The sequence below is a fragment of the Pseudomonas mucidolens genome, assembly GCF_900106045.1.
Taxonomy (GTDB): Bacteria; Pseudomonadota; Gammaproteobacteria; order Pseudomonadales; family Pseudomonadaceae; genus Aquipseudomonas; species Aquipseudomonas mucidolens.
This window is the reverse complement of sequence record NZ_LT629802.1, coordinates 3,268,385-3,292,034: the sequence shown is the minus strand read 5'-3', so window position 1 is coordinate 3,292,034 and position 23,650 is coordinate 3,268,385. Positions and strand designations below refer to the sequence as shown.

The following is a 23,650-nucleotide window of genomic DNA, read 5'->3' as shown; positions in this document are numbered from 1 at the left end:
ATGGAGGTGACTAATCCATCGCCTTATTACGTGTCCTTTGGGGAAGTCGGTGTGCGTACCTTGGGTCCAAAGACGCCCATCGCGGTTCACTTTAAGAATCGTCTTATTCAGCTAAATGGATTGAGTTGCTAGGATTGATATCACAAAGGAGTAGGCAACAGCAGGAAGCGAGCCTTTTAATAATCGAGTTAAGAGAAATTGTTAATGAAAAAAATTCTTGTCGCCCTCGCTGCCAGTGCAGCCGTAGTAAGCACTTTCAGTGTCTCTGCTGCTGACGGCACCATCAATTTCACTGGTTCGATCAGCAACCAGACCTGTACCATTGAAGGCAGCACTGGCACCACCGCCAAAACCGTGGCCATGGAGCGTGTAGCTGCTTCGTCTATGGCTGCCGTAGGCCAGGCTGCCGGCCGCAAAGATTTCACCCTGGCGCTCACTGGGTGTACAGGCTCCAGCGCACTGGTGCGTTTTGAACAAGGCGCCACGGTTGACGCGGCCACCGGTAACTTGATCAACCAGACTGCTGATGGTTCTAACGTTCAGATCCAAATCCTGAATGAAAACTTGGTTCCGATCAACTTGCAGACCAACGCAAACTCTCTGTCGACTGCTATCACTGATGAAGCGGCCAGCATGAAATTCTACGCTCAGTACATTGCTGCGACGGCCGCTGCTACAGCCGGTCAGGTAACTTCGAGCGTGCAGTTCTCGATGGACTACAACTGATCGTTAACGCTCGCAGCCTGGCTGCGAGCGCTTTCAGGGCCAATATTATGAAAACCTGTCTTGTTTGTCGTGCCGCAATGGTGCTTGGCGGTTTGCTTCTGCTCAGTGCGATAAACACTGCTTCGGCCAATGTGGTAATTGCCGGTACTCGCGTGGTGTATCCCGCCAATGAGCGCGAAATCACCATCAAGTTGGATAACGCTGGCAATGAACCCGCGCTGGTACAGGCGTGGGTCGACAGTGGTAATGCGGACTCACGAGCCGATCAGGCCAATGCCCCTTTTCTGTTGATGCCGCCTGTGGCGCGCATTTCTCCTCAACGTTCGCAAACACTGCGGATGACCTACACCCGTGATCCGTTGCCGCAGGATGTGGAGTCTGTGTTCTGGCTAAACGTATTGGACGTCCCACCGCTGCCCAAAAGTGCCGATAACAACTTTATGCAGGTGGCGTTCCGATCGCGCATCAAGGTGTTCTTCCGGCCGGAAGGCTTGAAGGGTTATGCCGAGGACACCCCTGAGGCAGTGATCTGGAAGCTGGTCCCGAATGGCGAAGGTTTTGCTTTGCGTGGCACTAACCCGACGGTATTCAGCGCTTCGTACAACAAAACCGAACTATTGATTGGCGGCAAAACCTACAGCAGCAAAGGTGGAATGATTCCGGCCAGAGGCGTCTTCGAATTCCCGTTGGAAGGTCTGCAAGCTCGCCCGCAGGGCAGCGCCACTGTTCGTTACGAATGGGTCAACGACTACGGCTCGGCCAAGTCGGTTGAGACCAAGCTGGGCAATTAACACTCGCCGCAGTACCCCGCGCATTCCCTCACGCACTTAACCCAATTAAGAGCCAGCCTCTGCGGCTGCGCTGTGATTGCTTGCTGTCATGTAGCAGGCCAGCTCAGGACGCTTACTGATGTTTGAACTCAGCCTTCTGCGTACGTGGATCAAGGCGCAGCGCCCCCGTTCCTGCATGTTGCTTATGGCCACGCTAACCCCCTGCGTGGTGCTGGCAGATGACGACGAACAAGTCGACTTCAACCCTAGCTTCATGACTGATAGCCAGGGCCGGTTGATGGACGTTTCTGCTTTCAAAAACGGCAACCCGCTTACCCCCGGGACCTACCGCACCGACATTTACCTCAACGGTAAATGGCAGGGGCGTGAGCCATTGATCATCACCAAGGAGCGTGCTGGCGCTGCGGCGCATTTTTGCTTCAAGCTCGACGACCTCAAGCGGTGGGGCTTGAACCTCGACTCGCTGCCCAACCAAGAGATGTTGGCTTCGCTGCTGAACGATATCGGTTGCGTCGAGCTGTCACGCCTGGCGCCAGATATCCACGTCGATGTGGACATGAGTGAATTGCGCGCAGATTTGACCATCTCCCAGGCTTACCTTAAGCGGATTTCACGCGGTTACGTGGACCCCCAGAACTGGGACAGCGGCGTGAACGCAGCCTTTGTGAACTACAACTCCAACCTGTACCAGAGCGAGGCCCAGGGTGTAGCCAGTACTCAGTCTTATGTGGGATTGAACACAGGCATCAACGTGGACGAGTGGCGCTTGCGTCATAACGGTTCCTACAGTTACAACCGTTCCGCCCGCAGCGCTTCGCAGAGTGGCTACACGTCCAACAGCAGCTACGTGCAACGTGACCTCACCGGGTTGAAGTCACAGATGACCCTTGGCCAGTACTACACCCCCGGCGAGCTGTTCGACAGCGTGCCGTTCAGTGGGGTGCAGGTCAGCAGCGATGATCGCATGCTGCCCGACTCCATGCGCGGTTTTGCTCCGCCTGTGCGTGGTGTGGCCGACACCAACGCCAAGGTCACCATCCGCCAGGGCGAGAGTATTCTCTACGAAACCACCGTGGCGCCGGGCCCTTTCGTGATTGATGACCTGTACAGCACCGGCTACTCGGGCGATCTGTCGGTGACCGTCACTGAGGCCGATGGGCGTGTTCGCTCATTCGTGGTGCCTTTCGCCTCCGTGGCGCAATTACTGCGCCCAGGCACGTCGCGCTTCAGCCTGACCGCCGGTAAGTACCGCGATGAGTTTTTGAGTAAAACGCCGGACTTCATTCAGGGCACGTATCAGCTCGGTGTGTCAGATAAGTGGAGCGCCTACACCGGCAGCATCATCGCCGAACGCTACATGGCTGTGCAGGGCGGTGCAGCCTGGAGTACGCCGTGGGGGGCAATGGCACTGGACGTGACGGAGTCCCAAGCCAGCGATTTGGCGAAGACCCAAGCAAACACCAATACAACCATGCGCGGTCGCAGCTATCGGCTGACCTACAGCAAACTGCTGGACGCGACCCAGACCAACTTCACTGTGGCCGCCTACCGCTTTTCCAGCGAGGGCTACCTGAATTTCAGCGACTACGCCCAACTGCAAAGCGGCGATAGCGCTTCAGGGTACCGTCAGCGCAGTCGTTTTCAGATCAACGTCAATCAGCCCTTGGGCAGCGGTCGCGGCAGTGTTTACTTCACCGGCTCGGCACAGAACTATTGGAACACCGAACAGCGTAGCAACGTGACATATCAGGCGGGGTACAACAATGGTTATAACTGGGGCTCATTCAACCTCAGTGCCAGCCGTACCCGCGACTATCAAGGCGCGTTTGACACTCAATATCTGGTCGGTTTCAACATTCCGTTCGGCCGCACCCGCTCCAATTACGTCAGCACCACTATGCGCTATGCCGACAATGGCAACAGCAATACCCAAGTCAACCTGGGCGGCAGCGCGGGCGATGACAACCGGTTGAACTACAACGTTTACGGCTCGGCAGACAAAAACGCGGGAGCCTCTACCACGAGTGCAGGCTCTACCGTGCAGTACCGTACGAATAAAGCCCAACTCAGTGCTGGCGTTGACACAGGCAAAAACTACAAACAGGCCAACGTGGGTGTCAGCGGCAGCCTGGTGGCCCATGGGGGCGGGGTGACGTTCGGTTCAGAGCAAGGTGAAACCATGGCACTGATCGAAGCCAAAGGCGCCGCCGGGGCACGGGTCAATAACAGCTCGACTGCCGTGATCGACAGCAGTGGTTATGCATTGGTACCGGGATTGGTGCCTTATCACCAGAACGACATGTCTATCGATCCCAAAAACATCGATGACTCGGTTGAGCTCGAAAGCACCTCGCAAATGATCGCACCGCGTTACGGGGCCATTGCGCGGGTGCAATACGCGACTGTCTCCGGCACGCCAGTGCTGCTGCACGTCACCCGTGACGACGGCAAAAGCCTGCCGATGGGGGCCCAGGTTGAAGACGGTCAGGGCAACTACCTGACCATGGTGGGCCAGGGTGGACGGCTGTTCATTCGTACTGATAAGAACCAGGGTGAGTTAGTGATCCGTTGGGGTAACAAGAAGCTTGAGAGCTGTCGTGTCGATTATGTTCTGCCCGCCGTGAATCCTAAACAGCCAGGCTACATGCAGATGGACAGCTCATGTACAGTGCAATGAAAGCTGTAGTGATCGGCATTCCAACATTAGCGTGCTATAGCGTTAAAAAGAGAGGGGTCATGAAAGTATTGATGTCTAAATCGAAGTTGTGGTTCTATGCTACAGTATTTGGAGTTTTTGCCTTAAGCTCAAGTGCTTTGAAGGCTGAATGCACAATCTCCAAAGAGCCTGTTACATTCATTGTCAATGTACCATCCACCCTGAATATCCCTAGAGATACACCGATCGGAACCGAGGTATATCGCTCGCCCCTTATAGCCCTGCCTGGCTCGCCATCATTTACATGTGGTAATTATGATTACAGTTTTAGTGGTTATAACAGTGTCGGTGGGACGCCCGCTAGCGGCCCATCGCCTTTAGGTACATCAGGGCTGGCTTGGCAGATGGTAGCTAACGGTTTTCTTCAATCGCCATATCCCAAGAGTACTGCATATACCGGAACTTTTAATATTAAAAATGCGGGTATTAGAATATACAAGATTGGAGAAGTTGACTTTACTGCTTTGGATTCGGGAACTTTGGGGGCCTTTTTGATTGGTGGGAAGCCATTGTTTTATCTTGCAACGTCCAATGCTATTACTCCTGCTGTATCTAGCTGCACAACCCCCTCAATAAATGTTCCTCTTGGAAAGCAATATAGCAGTAAATTCAAAGGTGTTGGTTCCACCATCGGTGAAAAAACTTTTAGTATTCAGCTCAATAATTGCCCTGCAGGTATTAATAGCATCAGTTATCGACTTGATCCGGTCAATACCGCGTTAGACGCCCGAAACGGAATCCTTGCACTTGATCCCGGTGGCGCTACAGGCGTAGGTATCAAAGTTACGGATAGTAACGGCGCGCCCGTAGGCCTAGGGCAGACCTTTAATTTTCTAAAAAATGTAAGTGCTGGTAACTATAACATTCCTCTGAAAGCGGCCTACTATAAAACCTCCGACACGGTGGTGGGTGGTGCTGCCAATGCGTCTATGCAATTTACCATTACATATCAATGAAGTAAGATTAAAGGGCTCAATGTTTTCGTATAAATATTTAGATGACCTACTATAGTCGGTTACGGGGTCGCACAATTAGGTTTTTCAACAGAGCGCAGTTATTAATTTCTTGATTTTTAGCGTATAGCATCCGGTTGTTGACGTAAAAGTCTTCTCGAGCGCTGTCCTGACTACAAGTAAGTCGCTGATGAATCCGGTTCGCAGAAGAGTATATGGGCATGTGTTAAGCTCTGCTAGACTAAAGAATGTACCCCCCAAGGGAAACCCGAAACACGATTTATGAACAGTAAAACGAGAGGCGAAATATGCAGTTTAGAAAACACCATCAAATACTGATCGCTTTTAGCGTTCTTCTCTTAACAGCATGTGACACGAAGAAGGACCAGATTTATCAGTTCGCCCGTTGCGTTATGGCAACAGAGACCGTGGCCGGCGGCTCCCCTGGTGAAGTGGGGATCAAAACCGGGCAGGCGGTCGCTCAATATCAGAAGGACCATGGCCTAGATATGAACTACGAAGAAATTAAGGGTCTCGCAGAAAAAGCACGATTAGAAATAACAGGTAGCCCGGAGTTGCCAGCGCCTGCTCAGGTTGATCGAGCAAAGAAAATCATGATCTCGGATCAGTGCAAAAATGCTAGCTCCTGATTGGAGTAATGCCTGTTGAGAGTCACGTTTGGAAAATATAAAAGCGCCGGCGCATATTTCTGGGTTTTTCCTATCGCTTCCAGGCGTATTCACCAAGGAATCAGGCCAATGCTCACGTTGAAACTCCACATGGAAGATTTGGAATGACTCGAATTATTGAAATCCTGATGTACACTCTAAAGCCAGGATCGGGATAGGACTTTCATCAAATAGTGCAGAATGTAAGTGTTTCGCTTCACCTGGAAGCTGGCATAGATGTCGTTTCTTATGGCAGCTCATCACATGATTGTGACAGATATCACCTGATTCGCTCCTATGAAAGCGAGAGCCATCGCCAAGTATCTCAAGATGCTTTTTACGCAAGCGCTGCTTGGAAACACGGCCCGAGAAAAGACATTTTCAGTCGGATTGAAATCAGTACAACGACAGTTATGGCGCTCGCTCAAGACGTAATTGATGCTATCAGAGCTTCCGTTGATCTATCAAAAGCCGAGCTCGATCCGCATAGCTGACATCGACAAAGGCAAACCGCGTAGCCTTAACGCGGGAATCAGGAAGATTTGTTGGCCGTTCGGTTACATACGGTCGAGGGGGGGGGCGCCTAGATCGCAGGCCTACATCACGGCTTCGCCCGGGCTGACCACAGAGAAGCTGCTGTTTTGATACGGCTGCGCAACAGCAATAACTGGTTGGCATAGATGTCGTGGCACCGAGCAACGATAGAAACACTTTGCCCTGGCACAAGACTCTCGCGAATCATGGCTAGCTTTTTCTTCTGGCTCCAGTGGCGCGGTAGCTCGTAGCCCAAAAGCTCTCCAAGGGGGGCTCTTGGATCACCTGAAAATTTGCAAACTTAGTGAAAAAGGAATCTTGCAAGAGAATCCCAAGGAGAAGTGATTACTGATGCTGGTACGATCAGTTAAGTAAGATTTAAGGGCGCTTGATTTCTAATTCTACTCTACCAGCAATAGCCCATAAATCACCAATTGCCCTATCGGTTTCAGTATTATTAACCATAATCACGTTGCTGGTTAATTCGGATGGCTTTCGTATGGGAAGGCAGTGGGTGTTGATGACGTTGATTCTTCTTGTGTTCTGGTTTCTATTTTTCGGTTTTTTACTAAAAAAATGATTTGCTGAAGGTTGGGAGGCAGTGTTTTAACCAAAATGCGCTAGCATTCGTTTAGATGTGTATTTGCTTTTTGTTTAGTTGGTGTGCTGTCGCCAGTGTGGTGCATTTTTCTTAGTGTGTGTCCGCGTGTTTATAATGTAATCGCTAGTGAGTTTTTGAGTTTGATGCGTCCGATTTTGCCATCTTGTGTTTCACGCTTCAGCAGACTTATCAATAATATTGGAGTTGACGTGTGAAAAGAACATCAGAACTTATTATTATCTGCACAAGGCAGTAGCCACGGTTTCTTACAGAGCGAAATAAATGTTCCTCTGTGTTGAATTTTCTGAATTTTTTTGTAGGCGGCTGAGGAACATCTCAATGCCAGTATAAGTCTCAGGGTTTCTGTCGATAGATTTTATTAAATCCTCTTTGCTTGTAACGCGCTCTTGGTTTTGGTGTATTTTAGTTATTAGGATTAACTCGGTTCGAGTTAAATTGATCTTGTGGTGGTTTGTTTTTAAGCTTGGGTCTTTTGGCGATAGTATCCATATTTCTTTTTTGGCGATGTGATGCTTTTCTTTCATTAGAAACTTTGCACTTGTAAAGATGAAGTGGTTTTTTTGAAGTATTTAATTTCGTAGAGCATTCATAAGTGCCCATCCGAAACTAGAGGATGATAGTAGTGCCCTAATAGCGCTTCTAAGTTCATATTCATTTTTGCAAGGATAATCCTTCTCTGCAAAGTTTAGTATGCAGGGGAAACCCTCAATGCTTTTTTTTTAGAGATGCTAGTTGTGCGTATGTTTCAATCCCAAACTTATGGCATAGTTGCAGGGAGCAGCTCGTGTATGTATGGTGTTTTAAATGTTTAGGGCTATCTTTATCTTTACCTTGCTGATGTGTTTCTCTAATTAATATTTTGATGTTTTTCGAGATTTTTTGAAGATCTACGTTTAATTCATCGAAAAGCTTACTGATGATTTCGATGTCTTTGCTTTCATTTTTTGCTTTACTGATTCCGATATTGATTGATTCTAGGAAAGTCATAGATGGTTTCACTTCGTGGGAGCCATTGATTTGGTTTGCTGGTAGAGAGAGAGGTTCTATGTCAGCTGTTCATTGTTGAGTGAATATTTTCTTCGCTACGCCTTTTTTGTTTTATGCCGACTGTAGTCTTTTTTTGTTATGTATGTAAATAAGACAAATCTTAAATTTCAGACTGGTGCTTGTTTGATGTCTCTTCTCTTGTGTTTCGATTTCACAATCGAGTGTCTTTAATGTAAAGTTTCAACTGAGCTTGATCCCGGCACACGGTCCTACTCCGTAACGATGTATGGACTGCTAAAAGTCAGATTTGTAGGGAGTATGAAATTTCTCAATAAAAAAGTCTTTTTATCTTGATCCAGTTGTCATGGTGAATGCTCCGCTAATTGGGCGTGTCTTGCGACTGTCTGGAATGAATCGAGGGACTTCCGAATTTGTTCTAATCGGGCCGCGTATATCATCGTGACAGATGGGTAATTATAACGGCCGTAACCATATTCGGATGCAAGAGATTTGATGATGAACCCAAGGCTGTCACAGCTGCAGCCCGTAAGATTCTGCCGCTGTTCTAAAGTCCCATGCGCTTTTCTGGGATGACTATCAAGATTCGGGAGCCGATTACTACGAGGAAACAATATCGGAAGCGAGTGGTGAAAGAGGGGCGCCCGCGGCTAAAGTCGGCTTCAAGCTGCATGGTGTGATTATTAACTATGAAGTTCTGCCAGCAATCGCATCCCCACGTAGCTTTATTAGCCCGTCACCCACCGTGTGCGCATTTGGTTAATATACTGTCAATGCACCTGAATACTTGGAGATCTATCAAATGTTTCTCATAAATAAAAATCTAACCTTTGCAGCTTTATTCCCAGTTCTGATGGTACCAGCCCTCTGTTGCTTTGGTGCGATGGCATGTGCTGAGAATGGATACACAGTTCGGCAACCACAGGGTAAGCCTTCTGTACTGGAAATGACTTACGTGCTCCCGCCTAGCGATGGGGCTTCATTTCGAAAGCTCAGCGCCCGTGGTGTATCTTGGGGCCTTAAAGAACAGGTTGAATTACCGCATTGCGACAGCGGTGAAGAACCGCTCGCGAAAGATGAAGATGGTAATTGGATCGTACCGCCGGCGTGCCAGCGTGTGATATGGACGATCAGCCCGCCTATGATGCCGGATGGTACATACGAGGTCTCCGCTCAGACAAGTACGTCAATGAATCAAGGAAAATGGATTTTGCTGTCCGAACCGACTTCATTACTGCGCATTATCGAACCTAATTCTCAAAGTAACATTCTGCGGCCGGCCAGTGCCAGCACGAAATTGCTCGGTGCTACGCCCATGAAAACCGGAGGGTGGCGAATCCCGGGCGGAAACAACGCTCCAGAGTTTTTCGTTGTGGGCGCACCTGAAGTCGAGCATCAGCGTATTGGCGACTTTACTGTTCACTACGTGGCTGACAACTGGCAGCGCGTGCACGGATTGGGACTGCTATCTTTGCATTCGCAAGTTTTGCATTACCTCACTAGCGTTATATTCGCCGATAAATTGGTACCGGAAAAAGATCGATCGTTATTAGTTGTGTGGATCGGTGTAGACGCGTACAAGGGGGGCGCAGGTGGTGCCGCAGGGAGTAGGAGCTTTCTGGCAAATTACCTCATGAACGATGAAGAGAATGCGTCTGAGCATTTAGCCACTACCCTCATGATTCTCGCGCACGAACAATTTCATCAACTGGCGGATGCCCTGCGAGGAAATAGGCCCAGTATGCCCACTTGGATAAATGAGAGCATCGCCCATTACTACGGGTTACGGGCGATGCAACATGCCATTCCCAACGATATAGCGGGTGAAAAGCTGGCCCGGTACTTTATTGACCCAAGCAGGCCAGTTAAGTACAGGTTTATCGGGGATAAGGTTGATGAGCATCAGTTGACGGCGCTTGCTTATCGTCAGGGAGCTACGTTCTGGGCTGAGTTAGACCGTGCATTGAATGCCGCCTCGGGTGGAACCACGTCTCTGCAAAAATACCTACCTGACTTGTTGCAAATGGACTTTCCCGAGGAAGGCTCGCTCCCGCCAGAATTTCTCGCTAAATTAAACCAATGGGAAGACGACCGCATCGAACAGCTAATTGAAAAGTATGTGAGTGTCGCCGACAATAAAAATACAAACTTAATTTCCCGGCGATCAGGGCGTGGGCATTTGCTAATGGATGGAGGCCTTACGAAGCCGACGAGCTTTGCATGGTGGGGATCAAAACCTACAATTGAAAACCACTCCGAAGGTAGAACGGCTTGGGGGGGCTGACCACACTTACGGTTACGAGGGGAGGAGGTTAAGAGGCGATGATGGCGAAGGCCTAGCTAGAAAGGTACGCTCTAAGGTCATATTCTAGAGCCGACCAAAAACTGCTGATCACCCCCGTGTTCTCCTGTTTGTAAATCGCCTGGCCGTGCCAATAGGCGCGGCCACGTGGTAGTTGGTCGAGCACTCCCGACAACATCGTCAGGTAGACCTCATTGAGGAAGTATTTGCCAACCAGATAGTGAGTATCTGACGGCATCTCCCAGATAAGCATCCGCCTGATTGAACGCCACCGCGCCAATATCGCTTTGCGCCGATGTGTGAAGCCGTAGCGCAATCTGGGGTAGTTCGCTATGATCGCATATCTCGGCAGAAAGTGACCAACGATGGCAAGGCGGTTCCCAGTCAGGTCAGGCGCCAACACCTTGCTGGTGCCACTGCGCGTCACCAGCATCGACTGGGCGTATACATAGGCGTCAGTATTGACAGTTCCTGCTGGGTCCGATCGAAGCTGTTAACCTCGACCCGCAATTCCAGCTCTCCGTCCCTGAGCGGATGCATCGCCTCGGCTCGGGATTCATAACGGCTAGATTCGATTTTTTCTTTCAGATGTAATCGTATTTCCTGAGTTTCAGGGCAATGGCGTGGGCAAGAGCTTTATGCGTGTGTTCATCGACGAACTTATCACTTAGGGGGGGGGGCGGAGATCGAGCTGAGAGTTTCGCCGGGTAATCGGTAGCGTATATATTATTGCGCTGAAAATTGGTTTGGAAAGATCCGTCAGGGATCCACAACCCGCTTTTGAAAGTGCTTGCCTAATCACTACGGTGCGCTCCCAATTTCTTTCAAACTTTCGCCCCTTATTATGTATCCCGGAGCCAAAGCCGAAAGAGCCTGCCGTTACCCTATACCTTTAAGCTTGTGGACTATAAGGCGCCACAGCCGGTGTTAAAATATACAGCTTAGTCGGCACCGTCAAGGTCAACGGTCAAGAGCCCTATGCGCGGCGGCACCATGCATTAGGACTGCTACCATTGGCGCGACGTAAGTTGAAGATTACGAAGCGTTGCTGCCGTGGAACTGCACGCGTCAGCCGCATCCCTAAACTCGCCGCTCACCTTTGGCTAGATAGCGCTTGTGGAGCGCTTACAATCGATCTTGGGTCGGGAAGAAGTTGCCTGCGAGCCGCTGATCACCGCCATGGTGGTTCTCCCGCGCGGCTCGGTTAATGAATTGCTGTCACCGCCGGCAGGAGGGAGACCTGAGAGTGGGTACTTACGTTAATTCTATACTGGGGCGATTTAGCTCGGATACAAAACTCTCTTCGCCTCAAGCATTATAGACTTTGCTGAGTTAATAGAGGGTCTGCTTTAATTCTCTAATCGAGGTTTAGGTGGTGGTATTGCTATTAAGTAAGAAGTCTGTAATGGTTTTAATGGTGGTTATGTTGAAGCTTTAAGTTAAAATAAATTTAAGCCCTTCTGCAGTTAAGGGTGATCATTGTTTTTTGATCTGAAAATTTATCTGCTGTAACTTTGGTAGGTTGGTGGGCTCTTATTAATCCTATATGTAATGCAGTCACTTACGGTTAGAGTGCGTCATGTTGGTTTGACTGCATGCATGCGGGACAGTGAGGGTATTGAATCAATGTCTAAAAATGCCAACACCATTGGAATCAGACTTTTCAGCCTCTACGCGTTTCGCTGAGTTTGGCAGTGACGAAGATTTAGGGCTGGGCTTGCGTATAGCGTCTGAGGAAGCGATCGGATGCAGAGGCAGACGTTTGGTCACATCTAGATGTGAAGCGGGCACTCCGTTTATTCCTTTTTTAAACGTTTTGGTCGGTGCAGAATCATTCAGATAGAAAAAATCACAAATATCCATCAGTAATGGATAAGTGTTGGTTTTTGTTTTTAATTGGATATGAAAAGGAATTTCTAAAAAAAGATGCATTGAAAACGTGTATCTAATAGGCTACGCGATCTCCATGGCTAATCCAATGGTGCCTTCTGAGCAATCAAGCGTGTTTGGCTCTCGCTCAATTGCTTTTAGTGCGAGCGTCTATAGTTTGTTGCTGCCACTGTGCTTGGATGTTGATGATTTTAGAGTATTGCCAATACTTATCTGCCAGAAGGCTATTTTGGATTAGTGCTCTGTGACTCTATTGTCCGACTGTGGGATTGCAATAAAGTTAAGATTGGATTATATGATGCTCAAATTCTTAGTGGCTTCGGTTTCTATAGTTATAAATGACGCAGTATAAATTTCTTCATTTTTCGAAATGAAAAATACCTCACCTGTAGATTCCATGTAGGGATCTATAGTGGAGAAAAGCTTCGCGCTAAACTCATACATTTCATAACGATCTAGGTTTTTTCCTAAAAGAACGAATTGAGTATCTCCTTCAAAAGAAACAGAAAGATCGCCTTTGTTTAATATGGAAACATTGAATTTCCGTGCATTATAGAACTCACCTCTGATTGTAAAGGTTGAATTTTCTTGAGCAGTAGCCATTAATACTAAATTGGCATATGATTTTTTCATTTTCTCGGCGCCTTTTTGTTTGCTATACACGTATTATATCATTCTGTCAGGAAAAATAAAAGTATCAATAAAGTAGATGCTTATTGATTTTCCTAGTATGAATTCTGTTTTTTCTTTCTTTGTTTATCTATCTTTTATAGTGAAACAATCAATTGGTGTGATGTGAGTGATGGGTGTGATAGCTTTTCTGGTTGGATCAATCGTTGATTATAATATTTATGCGGCGACTTAAGGCGTTCGAAAGACCATGCGTACTTCCGCCTAGTAATCGATTTGTTAGATGCGCTTTATGTTGAATAGGAGGTTGAAGATTGGTTGAGTGTGATTTTATACTTAATTAAGTTCTAGATCTAGACTGGCATCCCTGTGCAGATGTAGGCATTGTATGTGGTAGGGGAGGGTTGCCATCTGACCTAAACTGACCCAAGTGTTCAACTGCATCTGCTCACTTTTTGGATAGCTGAACAAAGGTAGATTGGGATGGAAATCTTTGGTAAAGTCCGGCGGATGTACTTCCGCGACGGGCTTTGCTGTATCAGATAGCTGAGCGTACCGGGCTTTCGATAAGCACCACCCGATATTGGGCCAGAACTTCGGAAACCATTCAGCAGCGTACCAACTTTTTTGCGCAACTTTCAACTAGCTTACCCCTTCTATAAAGACGACAGAGCGGGCGCTCAAGTCCGATTACTCCGGCCAAATCATAACCGCAGGAGCGGCAAAGTATTTTTTTGAGAAGATCAAGGCCAGGAGTTATGACGGCGATTACAGGCAGCTCACGGCGTCCGTCCACACTGGGCTGGACCACTTGGGGAAAAGGGCTGACCAGCACGAAACCAATGATTACGACCACGTCTTACCAAAGCCTCAATGGCCTCATTTCGCAATTTATCCTTCTAATCTTTTCTCTGCTTGCAAAGATGTAGCGCAACTTGAAAGCTTGCCAGGGTGGCTAGGGGGAGGCAGGTGCTGAGGTTTGAATGGCGCTTATCACCCGATGCTGAGGCCCGACGCACTATAGCGTTGTGATAACTGCAGTTATATGTCAAAACAATTAAACAATCTGCGCCAGGTAAAGATAAATATTACAGATTCGACAATCTCTCGCAGATCCGGAAAAATTATCGCGATACTGAATTTGGACTGTAGATGGACCAACTCAACTAACGGCATTTTAGACACGGCATTTCGATGCTTGTTGCAAGGTCAGCGCAACATAAAGCTGTGGTGGCAGCTGGACGCTGAGGCGATTCGATTACTAATTGAGCGATGATATCGCTTTGAAGCGAGGACAACTGGGCAAACAAGTGCGCTGCATGCCTCTTTTTGCCGTATTGGCGTGCATGCGTAGCGATCTTCTCGTGATGGCATAATGAACTTTAAGGCCGAGCAGGGATCATTCTCGAGATGAGATATCTTTCGTTGGGCTCTCTTGATCAGATATTTCGTGTTGCAGTTTTAGCAAAGAGTTGCAAACGTGCGTATGAACTACAACTGCTCCAGTCTCTAATATTTACCAGTGGAAAATAGCCATGGATTGAAATTTGCCTTAATGTTAGTTGATTCCAATCGGTTTATCATTTTTATCATAGCAAATTGGATACTCGCAGTGTCCTCCTGCATTGAGCACTTCTAGTTCGTAGGCAGCTGGCAGGTATTGCTTAAGCTCCGCCCTGGGCACTTTTTTGCCATTGATGGTGCATTCATCGTCTGCGCGCGGGTTGCACCAGGCTTCCTTTACGTCGATGTTTTTTGTTGGTTTTGTCATGGGTGTCTTTTCGGTCTGTGGTTCGTCATCCACTGATGAATCATTCATTGCATGCGCATCCAATGAGTAGGCGGCAATAGCGTCTTTTGCACTCGTTTTGCTGATGCCGTGATCGAGCAAGAAGTCCTGAAGCGTCGTACGGGCTTGAGAGTAAGTAACCTCTTTCCCCTTCTTGTTTGGCCCACCATCCATGCGATAGGCAATCGGATAACCATCCTCGCTTTCATAGATGTAGTAGTAAATGGACAGAATAAAGCTGAGGTCTTGACCGTACATGCCATAGATACCTGACCCATTGGACGCACGACAGGTGCCGCGCACGCATCTACCGCTGATGTGATTGCTGAAGGTAACGTTGCGCTGCTGTTGTGTATTCCACTGAGTAATATTTCTCGGACGGGTATACCAAGTGCAGCGGTAAAATTTCGGCCCATACTGATTTTTGGCCTCCGCACAGGGGATTGCATAAGGTAAATCGTTCATCGTTTGTTCATTGGGTAGCATCGGTGAGTACATGTGGCCGTAGTCGACTTCTGCTTGGGCGTTCAATGAAAATGCAAGCGCCAGACAGCCTGCCGCTTTGAGTGCAAATGATTTTATGTTCAATGTATTAAGCTCGGTGGTGTTCGGGATGATAACACTGGACTCAGTTGTAGGTTTTTTTGTAACAGGATTTGAGGTTTAAATCTGCGGTGGGTGTTTAGGGAAATCGTCAGGATTTAATTTGCCGACAATCTGTATTTCATTTTTGCTTGTTGTTTTTGCAAATAGTAGGCTCCCATATTCAGGGCTCCATGAATGCTTGTGTCCGCTGGTTCTTATTAAATCCTTCATGCAGGTGTTGTGGGTCACTACTATTAGGTTTCTGTTGGCGGTCTTGTGTTTGAGCAGTTTGTCAATGATGTCACTTCCACAAATAGCCTCTCTGTCGGATAGCAGGCTTGCTTTGCCTAGCATAACGTCGGATGTTTGAACTGTTCTAGTCATTGGGCTGGTGAAAATGTCAGTGTTGTCTAATTTGAAATATGTTTTTAAACGAATGCCTGCTTCTTTTGCCCTCTCGCTTCCGGATACTGTGATTCCATTATCTGGGCCTAAACACGGGTTGCTTGATCGATCACAGCGCTCTTCGTGCCGGATCAACAAAATAATATTTCCACTTTTCCAGTCTTCAGAAAGTCCTGAGTCGGTTAGTTTTTTATTTGAGTCTAGGTTTTCTACGGCGTTTCTCGTAAAGGCCTCGTAAACAAAGAGTATCGCTCCTATAAAGCCAACGATTAGTATTGCTTTTGATAGGCTGGTATTTATCATTTGCAGCGTCCATTGCGTGTGGTTTTATTAAGCGTTTAGGATGTGCGCAAGAGTGCAGAGTGATGGCGTGCTATTTTTTGTATATGACTTTCAGTTTTTTATTGACGTAGTCTTTTATGATTTCGTAGTCGGGGTTGTAGGTCGCTAGAGTGTGGCCAGCGCTAGCGACAGTAGCCGCAGCGGCTAAGGCAACCCCAACAGGCAGAGAAGCAACTCCAATGACAGTGCCCAATATACCGCCTTGAGCGATAGCACCTTTCATATCGACTTTTACTCGGCACTTTAAATCTAGGCTCTCTATCTGTCTTTCGATAATGGCTACGCTTTTAGTGAATTGGCCGCGTAATCCTATAACTTCAAAGGATTTTTTGGCCTTTAAAAAAGTTTCAATTTGAGATTCGTTTAACCCATTTACTGTTGATATAGACATATTTTCAGATTCTCTGTTTCAGGAGTAGGAATACCTTTTGCTAGCCCTGCCAAATGGCGTAGAAATGCTAGAAAAGGGTCGTAAATGCCGTGGTCGTGAAGGCATCATAGCGCGACGATTTTCGTCATGGCAAGAATCTCTGCAAACCACGATAAAGACGGTGACCTGGTAGCGCTTGGTGCGGTAGTACGTGCGCGGCGACTAGGACATATGCTGTCGCAAGAAGCCTTGGCAGATGCTGCTGGGATTGATCGTTCCCACATGGGGAAAATTGAGCGGGGGGAGAGAAATGTTACTTTTTTGAACATTCTTCGAATTGCGACTGCGCTGCGATGCAAGCCGTCAGATTTGCTTTTCGAGGCAGGCTTGTGATTTTGTCCATAGGTTTGCGGACATAAAAACGCCTGTTGAGCCGGGGGCTGCTCAGGTTTCCGGTGTGACTAATGGCAGGCCTTCTAAAGGTGCAGCATCAGGATCGAAGATCAAGAAGCGGATATCGGCCTGGGCGGCCAGATGCAGGAGCTCGATCACTTCGACTGGCAGCCCTCCCTTGATCTGTTCTTGGCGTAGCTGAGTGGGCGTCGTGCTGTGGCTCTGCAAGTTCTGGTCCGTCCAGGGCGTGCTGATCAGCTTGCAGCAAACGCCCTGATAGCGTGGTAGATGAAAGAACTCCACCAGCAGCCCCGACAGCCTGTGGGAGTTGTCCAGGCTGACCATCCAATGGATCTCGTCCAGTGCTTTCTCAGAGAGGTGAGCACTGCTGATCTCCCAGCAGCGGCTGTAATGCCCTGTCAGAAAGGACAGGCGCCGTACGATGTGCTGTGCGGATTTAAGTGAGTACTGGTCGCCGATGAGGTGGGATTGTCCGTGTTCATCCGAGTAGATCGTGTAGAGGACGTTATGCACCAGGGCGGCATTGGGATGCTGATTTAGCAGCGTGTCATCGACGGGCTGACTGTGTGTGATGAGGGCGAACTCGTCATTAAACGCGCAGGGAAAGCAGCGTAGGGCCTCGTCAGGTAGATGAGCCTGGGAGGGATGCAGCCGGCGATGATAGGGTTGGCAATCACCCTCGTAGGTGATCTGTAGCACCCGCTCGATCGATAGCGCGCTGTACCCACGAAAAAAGGGGTTGGTTTGTGACAAGGCATTCTCCTATGGCAGGTTCTTCAGCGATTTAGAAACGTATGCGAGGAGCGTCAGGCGTTCCTTGCGCAATGAGTGATGAGTAGTAGGGAACAGACGTGAACGGGAGCCCAGGTGAGCTCCCGTTTATGCCCGCTCAGGTACGGGCAGTGATCCGGATACCGACTTGCTTAAGGAGGGCGCCGAACAGAGTGATCGCCAGGATTACGATCAATAGCGCTGGCCAGAAACGCAGCATGAGTACCAGTAGCGCTACCGTGAACGCGCAACTGGCCAGCACACCAACAAACACGAAAAATAAGCCAATGAAACGCAACAGGGTCATGGATGTTTTCCTCAGAAAAGAGAAATGCCTGATCACCAACGATGCTGATCAGGCGCGACGGGTTGAAAGTTGTCAGCAGTCAGGCGACCAGTTTTAGGGCTGTGCTCAGGGCGCGTTGTTTTATCTGCGCCCCTTGCCCGAACCAGGCTGAGTCCATGCGGTACTCACTGCTGCGCGCTCGCCGTTCGTGGTCGACATACTCGGTCACGGCGTTTAAAAGGCCCCACGCGGTGCCGCGCGCGGACTCCAGGTCAGATCCGCGGCCTTTACCTTCATACAGGCTTTGTACCTTCTCCATTGCTCGCTTGTTGGGTAGTACAGCGGGGATCGGGTCATGGGCGTGGGTGTCGCACAACACGTCCATAAAGAAGCTCATGGCCTCAGGCCACTGGATCTTACGTTCGCTGAGCGTGCGCATCCGGTACATAAATTCGTCCCATTGCGAGACGGCGATGCCCAACTGCTTCTTGACGGTCTGTGGATTAAACCGCGTGCTGTGTGGAACCTTGATGGCGTGGGCGGCACCGTTCAGGGAGATGGTCAGTGTGTTATTGCAGACCACGCGAACGGTAGTGGGTGTCGCGGTCGTTGCTAACGTGCCGTCGCAGGAAGTGGCCAGTAGCAGATAGCCGTTTACTTGATCATTGCCTTTCAGCTCAGCCGATTGTCCGGTACGCGCCAGTGCCCAGAACTTCTTACCACCCTTCAATACGCCAGCGGTTTCCAGCTCGTAGCCAGACACCTCCGTCAGATCTCGGTAAAACTCCAAGACTTCGCGAGGCTGGACCACCTGATAGCGGTTAGAGACCACTGACAGAGGTGCTTTGGTGTCGGAGCGGTACAACACCTTCTGTTCGGGGAACGAGTGAATGCTGCCTAGATGGCCGATAGCGTCGGCTTTGAAATTCACGGGGCTTTCTTGAATCTGCCAATCCATCCCAGCTTCGCGCTGCCATATTTCAAGAGGTTGTTTTGGTGAAAGGGCGGAGCCGAGGCCATGCCATGGTGTTTGCCCGACGTAGGCCATTTGATCGATGTGATGAGCCATGATTACGATTCCTTAGGGTGCAAGCCGGCATAAGGCTGCGCACCGCGCAACACTGTCCGGACGGAGATGAAAAGAGGGGGAGGAGTAGGAGGGTTAAACCGGTAGATTGAAGCGATGCCCACAGATCAGGCAGAGGTTGTGGGCGAGTACATGGCGATCTAGCGATTCACCCAATTGGGCGCCGAGCGCACAGCCGCCGACAGCGCCGGCCAGGCCTCCGAGGATTGCGCCTGATACCGAACCGAAGGTTATGCCGACAGGTCCGGCGATAGCGCCGATGAGCGCACCCGCCTGACTGCCAGCAAGTGCGGCGCTGGCGCCACGAGCAGCGCCGCCTATGGTGCCAATGGCCGCGCCAATTTTCATAGCCCGATGGAGCGAGGCGATTTTGGGAGAGTTACAGCGAGGACACTGCAATGACATGGTTTGAAACTCTATGGTAGGGATGTCATTACGGTGATGTAGGACTGAATTATTTTTCAATTGAATCGAACGGCCTTGCGCCGCCTATCTCCTCCTATGAGGGGTCAGAAATTACTCCGCAGTGGCTGATCAATTCACCTTGAGGGTTATATAGTCGGCCCAATCAGCCATCAGTACACGGCGCTTTTCCAGCAAATCGCTGCGCCAGTAGGCTGCCTCGGCACCGTTTGCGACAACGTGAGCCAAAGCCATCTCGCAAACTTCGCGTGCATGGGGTGTACATTCAGCAGCCCAATCCCTGAATGTGCTGCGAAACCCGTGAGCAGTAATGACTTTGTCATTGCTATCGCGCCAACCCTTGCCTCCATTCTCCAGGTCCCTTTGATCCATGCGACGTAACGTCATTAACATGGCCATATTGCTAATGGGGCGCCCTTTACGAGCCCCTGGAAACAGCAACGAGCTACCTTTGATTCGGGGGAGAGCTTCGAGCAGTGCGATTAGCGCATCCGATAGTGGAACGGTATGAATTTTTCCCGCTTTCATTCGTACCGCTGGAATCGTCCATAGTTTGGTTTTCAAATCAACCTCACTCCAGTCGGCTTCAAGAACCTCGCTGGTTCGGCACGCAGTGAGGATCGTCATTTTGAGTGCGCAGGCGGATTGTCCTTCGACACTATCTAGTGCCGGTATGAAACGAGCCAACTCCGAGTAAGGCAATGCCGGGTGGTTTTGGGTACGTTTAGCCTTGGAACTCGGTGGTAACAGCTTGTCTAGGTGTCCACGCCAGCGTGCTGGGTTTTCACCGTCTCGCAGACCACGCGCTTTGGCGGCATCGAGCACTAGTTCGATTCTGTTGCGAACCCGGCTAGCTGTTTCGGCTTTGCTGCCCCAGATGGGTTTTAGAATTTCGAGGATGTGCTCGGTGGTGATCTGGTTGGTGGCGATGTCACCGATGACGGGAGCGGCGTAAGTAGCCAGTGTGTTCGTCCATTGCTGGGCGTGTTTGACGTTTTTCCAGCCAGCACGATGAGCCTCTATGTAATCGGCTGACACGTCCCGGAACGTGATGGCTTTGTTTTTACGTTGCAGCTCAGCGGTCACCTGTGCCGCTCGTTCATCGTCACGAGCCTGTAAGGGGTCAATACCATCGCGCAGTAAGCGGCGCTTATCACTACTGTTTTGCCGAGCTTCCTTAAGACCGATTGCGGGATAGGTGCCTAGCCCCATCTCCCTCCGCTTTCCGGAGAGCTGAAAGCGCAGTACCCAATACTTCTTCCCGTTGGGCTTGATCAGGAGGCGTAGGCCATCCCCGTCTTCGTAGGTGCCTGGGGTCGTCAGATTTTCAATTTGCTTAGCGGTTAGCTTTCCCATGGGAATATCCTTTATTTGTTCTGTCCCCCCATTTGTTCCCCCACAAAGGCTAGGAAGGTGACGAATGTTGGTGGGTGTCTTGAGACGATGGTAGGCTTAAAAGTACCGGGATATAAAGGGCTGTAGGGTTTGTTGAGTCTCTGGTGGATTTTAATTGGGCGGACTCCTTCACCGCCACATTTATACGTTAGAGCCCTGATTATTCAGGGCTTTTTCGTATCTGCGTTTCTTAAAAAAATCCCAGCCCATACTTTGGCCCCGACCCTGGATGGCTCAGTGCTTTGCGACCAATTGCTGATTTTTTCGACCGTTTCTAAGCGGTGTAGTCCAGCAGCGCCCATCGATCTGGCGCGCATCGTTGTAACCGGGTCGCTTGATGGGGTTGCTCGCCGGCCACAATGGCACGGATTATTCGCATTCCGGTCACTCCGGTGACATCCGCCACGACCTAGTGCAGTTGCAGGCTCATATGTGTAAGGGCTTTTTTGCATGTGCTGAATATGCGCGACCGCATAGTCAAGATGACGCTCTCGCAGCCTTAAATAGCGTCGTAAGGCCGAGATCTCCCGGTCTGGTCGAAAGCTAGCTCGAAGCTAACCGCAAGAATGAAGCCGTTGTATCCACTGTGCATCATTCACATCGGTTTTGCGTCCCGGCACCGCGCCGGCATCTCGGGCATTGGCCAGTACGACCATGAAGACCATGGGCTTCCAATATTTCATAAACCGAGATCCAGTAAACGCCTGTCGATTCCATCGCGACCGTCGTTATTCCGAGGGTTGTCAGCCAGGTTGCCATGCGCTCAAGGTCGGCGGTGAAAGCTTTGAAGGTTTGAACGGCCTCTTTGGCGAGGTCTGCGGGAACGGCAACAACATGAAAGCGCGAGCCAAGATTTATCAGGGGGGGCGGCGCTCACCAATTTGTAAAGGCTGTGAGTAGAGACGCCGAGGCGTGCGGCAATTTCCGCGACGAGAATAGCCTCGTTCAATAACCTGTCTGACGGCTTCCGCCTTGACTTGCGGGGGTAAATCGCTGAGTGCTCATAGACTTCCTCCTATACATAAAGCATAGGCCGGGAATATCTACCTTTCCGGGGGCGGCCGGTTCCGTTGTCAGGTTGATGCACGGGGCGGATTGCCCGCCCGTGCCTCCTGCTTCACTGATTACGCGTTACCCGCCACACCGTGTTTGCGAGGTCGTCCGCGATGAGAAGCGCACCGCGTGGGTCGACGGTTACACCGACCGGCCGCCCGCGAGTTTTGCCGTCTTCGCCACGGAAGCCGGTCGCGAAGTCGACCGCCTCACCGGCCGGACGCCCGTTGCTGAACGGCACGAAGATCACCTTGTAGCCAACCGGATCAGGGCGGTTCCAGCTACCGTGCTCACCAACGAAGACACCCTCGGCAAACTTCGCACCCATGGCCGGGACGGAGAAGTCGACGCCAAGCGCCGCCACGTGCGCGCCCAGACTGTAATCCGGCTTGATTGCAGCGGCCACCTTCTCTGGTTTCTGCGGCTGCGCGCGCGAATCGACGTTTTGCCCCCAATAGCTATAGGGCCAGCCGTAGAACCCACCTTCGCGAACCGAGGTCAGGTAGTCTGGCACTAGGTCTGGCCCCAGCTCGTCGCGCTCGTTGACCACCGCCCACAACTGCCCGGAATCAGGCTGAATCGCCAACGCTGTCGGATTACGCAGACCGGTTGCGTACGGCTTGTAGGCGCCTGTCTGGACGTCGACCTGCCAGACCTGAGCCCGATCAACCTCAGCGTCCATGCCGCGCTCGGTGATGTTGCTGTTGGAACCGATGGCAACATATAGCTGACGGCCATCGGGGCTGATGGCCAGCGCCTTGGTCCAGTGGTGGTTTATCTGCGAAGGCAAGTCGAGGATTTTGGTTGGTGCGGCGCTGGCCTGGGTTTGGCCGTCTTCATACGCGAAGCGCACCAGCGCATCCTGGTTGGCCACGTACAGATTGCCATCCGCGTAGGCCAGGCCGTAAGGCGCGTTGAGGTTTTCGGCAAACACCGTCTGCAGCTCGTAGCTGCCGTCACCGTCGGCATCGCGCAGCAAGGTCAGGCGGTTGCCACCTTTGACCTTGGTGTTGCCCTGCGCCTTGATGTAACCGGCGATCACATCTTTGGGTTTGAGCTTGGCGGCGCTGCCACCACGGCCTTCCGCCACGAGAATGTCGCCATTGGGTAGCACTAGGATCTGACGCGGAATCCCCAGATCGGTGGCAATCGCCGTGATGCTGAAGCCCTGCGGCACAGTTGGCTTCCGGTCACCCCACTCTGCCGGCTCGGCAATCTTCATAGTGGGCACGAGACCGCGATGCTGTTCCGGCAGTTTAGGATCCGGGCCGAGAGATAGATCGCCGTTTCTTTCGCTGTCGCAGGCACTCAACAGCAATGCCAGGCTAATGGTCGTCAATGCGCTGGAATACTTCACTTCACATCTCCCGAACGCAGATTGGTAAGGCCTACCCACGCTGCAACGATAGCCAGCAAGGTGACGATGACTGACAGAACCAAGCCTGTGGGCATGATTGCAAAGGCATCTTTGGCATGCTCAAAGGCATTGATTAGGCCTAGCACCCAGCTCACTAACAACAGCAGCAAATACACCAGAGGCCGGCCACCCTTGTGCTTAGCCTGGAACAGATTGGCCAGTGCGAACAGTAGAGCAACCCCGAAGAACACCAAGCCGCCGGCGATCAGCCAGGAGGCGAAATTGCTCCACTGAATCTGAAAGGTCCTGAAATAGGCGATGTCACTCAGCAAGGCGCCGAGGAATAGAGGAATAGCTCCAGCAAGAAAAATCGCGTGGAGGGGACTTGGCGTACATCGGTAGGTGGAGGGAGTGGTAACGGTCACGGCAGGTTCCTCATGGCTCAGTGACCCTACACTGTAGCATCAGTGCTGATGCAAAGAGCCATCAGACTCGCGCGGACTGTGCATATCTGTGGGCGCCGATGCTGAATTGAC

Annotated in this window: 22 protein-coding genes and 3 pseudogenes; 8 read left to right on the top strand and 17 right to left on the bottom strand. The window is 50.5% G+C overall.

Going from position 1 to position 23,650, the window contains the following annotated elements:
• Window positions 1–204 precede the first annotated feature (204 nt).
• The 5 genes from BLU75_RS15140 (at window position 205) to BLU75_RS15120 (ending at window position 5,836) form a co-directional block, all read left to right on the top strand.
• Entirely contained in the window at window positions 205–726 is a 522-nt protein-coding gene (locus BLU75_RS15140; RefSeq protein ID WP_090221494.1) for a fimbrial protein, read from the top strand.
• A 47-nt stretch (window positions 727–773) separates the two neighbouring features.
• A complete protein-coding gene (locus BLU75_RS15135; RefSeq protein ID WP_084378955.1) occupies window positions 774–1,517 on the top strand; it encodes a fimbrial biogenesis chaperone in 744 nt (247 codons plus the stop codon).
• A 118-nt stretch (window positions 1,518–1,635) separates the two neighbouring features.
• Complete coding sequence (locus BLU75_RS15130; RefSeq protein WP_084378954.1) at window positions 1,636–4,194, top strand: fimbria/pilus outer membrane usher protein; 2,559 nt, start codon at window positions 1,636–1,638, stop codon at window positions 4,192–4,194.
• 59 nt (window positions 4,195–4,253) lie between these two features.
• Window positions 4,254–5,189 carry a fimbrial protein gene (locus BLU75_RS15125; RefSeq protein ID WP_157720777.1) on the top strand — a complete coding sequence of 312 codons (936 nt, stop codon included), beginning with the start codon at window positions 4,254–4,256 and terminating at the stop codon, window positions 5,187–5,189.
• A 305-nt stretch (window positions 5,190–5,494) separates the two neighbouring features.
• Complete coding sequence (locus tag BLU75_RS15120; RefSeq protein WP_084378952.1) at window positions 5,495–5,836, top strand: hypothetical protein; 342 nt, start codon at window positions 5,495–5,497, stop codon at window positions 5,834–5,836.
• Between the two features lie 619 nt (window positions 5,837–6,455).
• Here BLU75_RS15120 and BLU75_RS28330 read toward each other — a convergent pair.
• Together BLU75_RS28330 and BLU75_RS15105 are read right to left on the bottom strand one after the other, a co-directional pair.
• The gene (locus tag BLU75_RS28330; protein WP_408634496.1) at window positions 6,456–6,596 is read right to left on the bottom strand and encodes a hypothetical protein; all 141 of its coding nucleotides are present in this window, start codon (window positions 6,594–6,596) and stop codon (window positions 6,456–6,458) included.
• Window positions 6,597–7,715: 1,119 nt separating this feature from the next.
• The gene (locus BLU75_RS15105; protein ID WP_084378950.1) at window positions 7,716–7,997 is read right to left on the bottom strand and encodes a hypothetical protein; all 282 of its coding nucleotides are present in this window, start codon (window positions 7,995–7,997) and stop codon (window positions 7,716–7,718) included.
• Between the two features lie 820 nt (window positions 7,998–8,817).
• Between BLU75_RS15105 and BLU75_RS15100 the strand changes: the two genes are divergently transcribed.
• Window positions 8,818–10,299: a hypothetical protein gene (locus BLU75_RS15100; protein WP_084378949.1), complete on the top strand. Its 1,482-nt coding sequence runs from the start codon at window positions 8,818–8,820 to the stop codon at window positions 10,297–10,299.
• Between the two features lie 52 nt (window positions 10,300–10,351).
• On the opposite strand, the gene BLU75_RS27505 is transcribed toward BLU75_RS15100, so the two are convergent.
• Window positions 10,352–10,750, bottom strand: a complete 399-nt coding sequence (locus BLU75_RS27505; RefSeq protein ID WP_084378948.1) for a hypothetical protein — start codon at window positions 10,748–10,750, stop codon at window positions 10,352–10,354.
• 478 nt (window positions 10,751–11,228) lie between these two features.
• Between BLU75_RS27505 and BLU75_RS27905 the strand changes: the two are divergent.
• Window positions 11,229–11,401 (top strand): annotated as a pseudogene (locus BLU75_RS27905) (transposase domain-containing protein); the annotation flags it as partial.
• A 539-nt stretch (window positions 11,402–11,940) separates the two neighbouring features.
• Here BLU75_RS27905 and BLU75_RS27305 read toward each other — a convergent pair.
• The 5 genes from BLU75_RS27305 to BLU75_RS15075 form a co-directional block, all read right to left on the bottom strand.
• Window positions 11,941–12,249 carry a hypothetical protein gene (locus tag BLU75_RS27305; protein WP_130909370.1) on the bottom strand — a complete coding sequence of 103 codons (309 nt, stop codon included), beginning with the start codon at window positions 12,247–12,249 and terminating at the stop codon, window positions 11,941–11,943.
• 249 nt (window positions 12,250–12,498) lie between these two features.
• Window positions 12,499–12,840, bottom strand: coding sequence for a DUF4354 family protein (locus BLU75_RS15090; protein ID WP_130909371.1), 342 nt, complete (start codon window positions 12,838–12,840; stop codon window positions 12,499–12,501).
• 1,555 nt (window positions 12,841–14,395) lie between these two features.
• A complete protein-coding gene (locus BLU75_RS15085) occupies window positions 14,396–15,214 on the bottom strand; it encodes a hypothetical protein (RefSeq protein WP_231982567.1) in 819 nt (272 codons plus the stop codon).
• 75 nt (window positions 15,215–15,289) lie between these two features.
• Window positions 15,290–15,919, bottom strand: coding sequence for a lipopolysaccharide core heptose(II)-phosphate phosphatase PmrG (pmrG, locus tag BLU75_RS15080; RefSeq protein WP_084378945.1), 630 nt, complete (start codon window positions 15,917–15,919; stop codon window positions 15,290–15,292).
• A gap of 70 nt (window positions 15,920–15,989) precedes the next feature.
• Window positions 15,990–16,349, bottom strand: a complete 360-nt coding sequence (locus BLU75_RS15075) for a hypothetical protein (protein ID WP_084378944.1) — start codon at window positions 16,347–16,349, stop codon at window positions 15,990–15,992.
• Between the two features lie 126 nt (window positions 16,350–16,475).
• Between BLU75_RS15075 and BLU75_RS15070 the strand changes: the two genes are divergently transcribed.
• Entirely contained in the window at window positions 16,476–16,721 is a 246-nt protein-coding gene (locus BLU75_RS15070; RefSeq protein WP_084378943.1) for a helix-turn-helix domain-containing protein, read from the top strand.
• A 51-nt stretch (window positions 16,722–16,772) separates the two neighbouring features.
• On the opposite strand, the gene BLU75_RS15065 is transcribed toward BLU75_RS15070, so the two are convergent.
• From BLU75_RS15065 to BLU75_RS15030, 9 genes and pseudogenes are all read right to left on the bottom strand, one after another.
• Window positions 16,773–17,495, bottom strand: coding sequence for a DUF5983 family protein (locus tag BLU75_RS15065; protein ID WP_084378942.1), 723 nt, complete (start codon window positions 17,493–17,495; stop codon window positions 16,773–16,775).
• Between the two features lie 136 nt (window positions 17,496–17,631).
• Window positions 17,632–17,820 (bottom strand): hypothetical protein, encoded by a 189-nt coding sequence (locus BLU75_RS15060; RefSeq protein WP_084378941.1) that lies wholly within the window; start codon window positions 17,818–17,820, stop codon window positions 17,632–17,634.
• A 79-nt stretch (window positions 17,821–17,899) separates the two neighbouring features.
• Window positions 17,900–18,868 (bottom strand): DUF932 domain-containing protein, encoded by a 969-nt coding sequence (locus BLU75_RS15055; protein WP_084378940.1) that lies wholly within the window; start codon window positions 18,866–18,868, stop codon window positions 17,900–17,902.
• Window positions 18,869–18,961: 93 nt separating this feature from the next.
• On the bottom strand, window positions 18,962–19,234 hold the full coding sequence (locus BLU75_RS15050; RefSeq protein ID WP_172832077.1) for a hypothetical protein: 273 nt from the start codon (window positions 19,232–19,234) through the stop codon (window positions 18,962–18,964).
• A 186-nt stretch (window positions 19,235–19,420) separates the two neighbouring features.
• The gene (locus BLU75_RS15045) at window positions 19,421–20,665 is read right to left on the bottom strand and encodes a tyrosine-type recombinase/integrase (RefSeq protein WP_084378938.1); all 1,245 of its coding nucleotides are present in this window, start codon (window positions 20,663–20,665) and stop codon (window positions 19,421–19,423) included.
• A gap of 382 nt (window positions 20,666–21,047) precedes the next feature.
• Window positions 21,048–21,565: pseudogene (locus BLU75_RS28455) on the bottom strand (IS110 family transposase); the annotation flags it as partial.
• Window positions 21,555–21,709, bottom strand: a pseudogene (locus BLU75_RS28320) (transposase); the annotation flags it as partial. The pseudogenes BLU75_RS28320 and BLU75_RS28455, both read right to left, overlap by 11 nt.
• Window positions 21,710–21,821: 112 nt before the next feature.
• Window positions 21,822–23,114 (bottom strand): PQQ-dependent sugar dehydrogenase, encoded by a 1,293-nt coding sequence (locus tag BLU75_RS15035; RefSeq protein WP_084378937.1) that lies wholly within the window; start codon window positions 23,112–23,114, stop codon window positions 21,822–21,824.
• On the bottom strand, window positions 23,111–23,539 hold the full coding sequence (locus tag BLU75_RS15030) for a DUF2231 domain-containing protein (RefSeq protein WP_084378936.1): 429 nt from the start codon (window positions 23,537–23,539) through the stop codon (window positions 23,111–23,113). Before BLU75_RS15030 ends, BLU75_RS15035 begins: the two co-directional genes overlap by 4 nt.
• Between the last annotated feature and the right edge of the window lie 111 nt (window positions 23,540–23,650).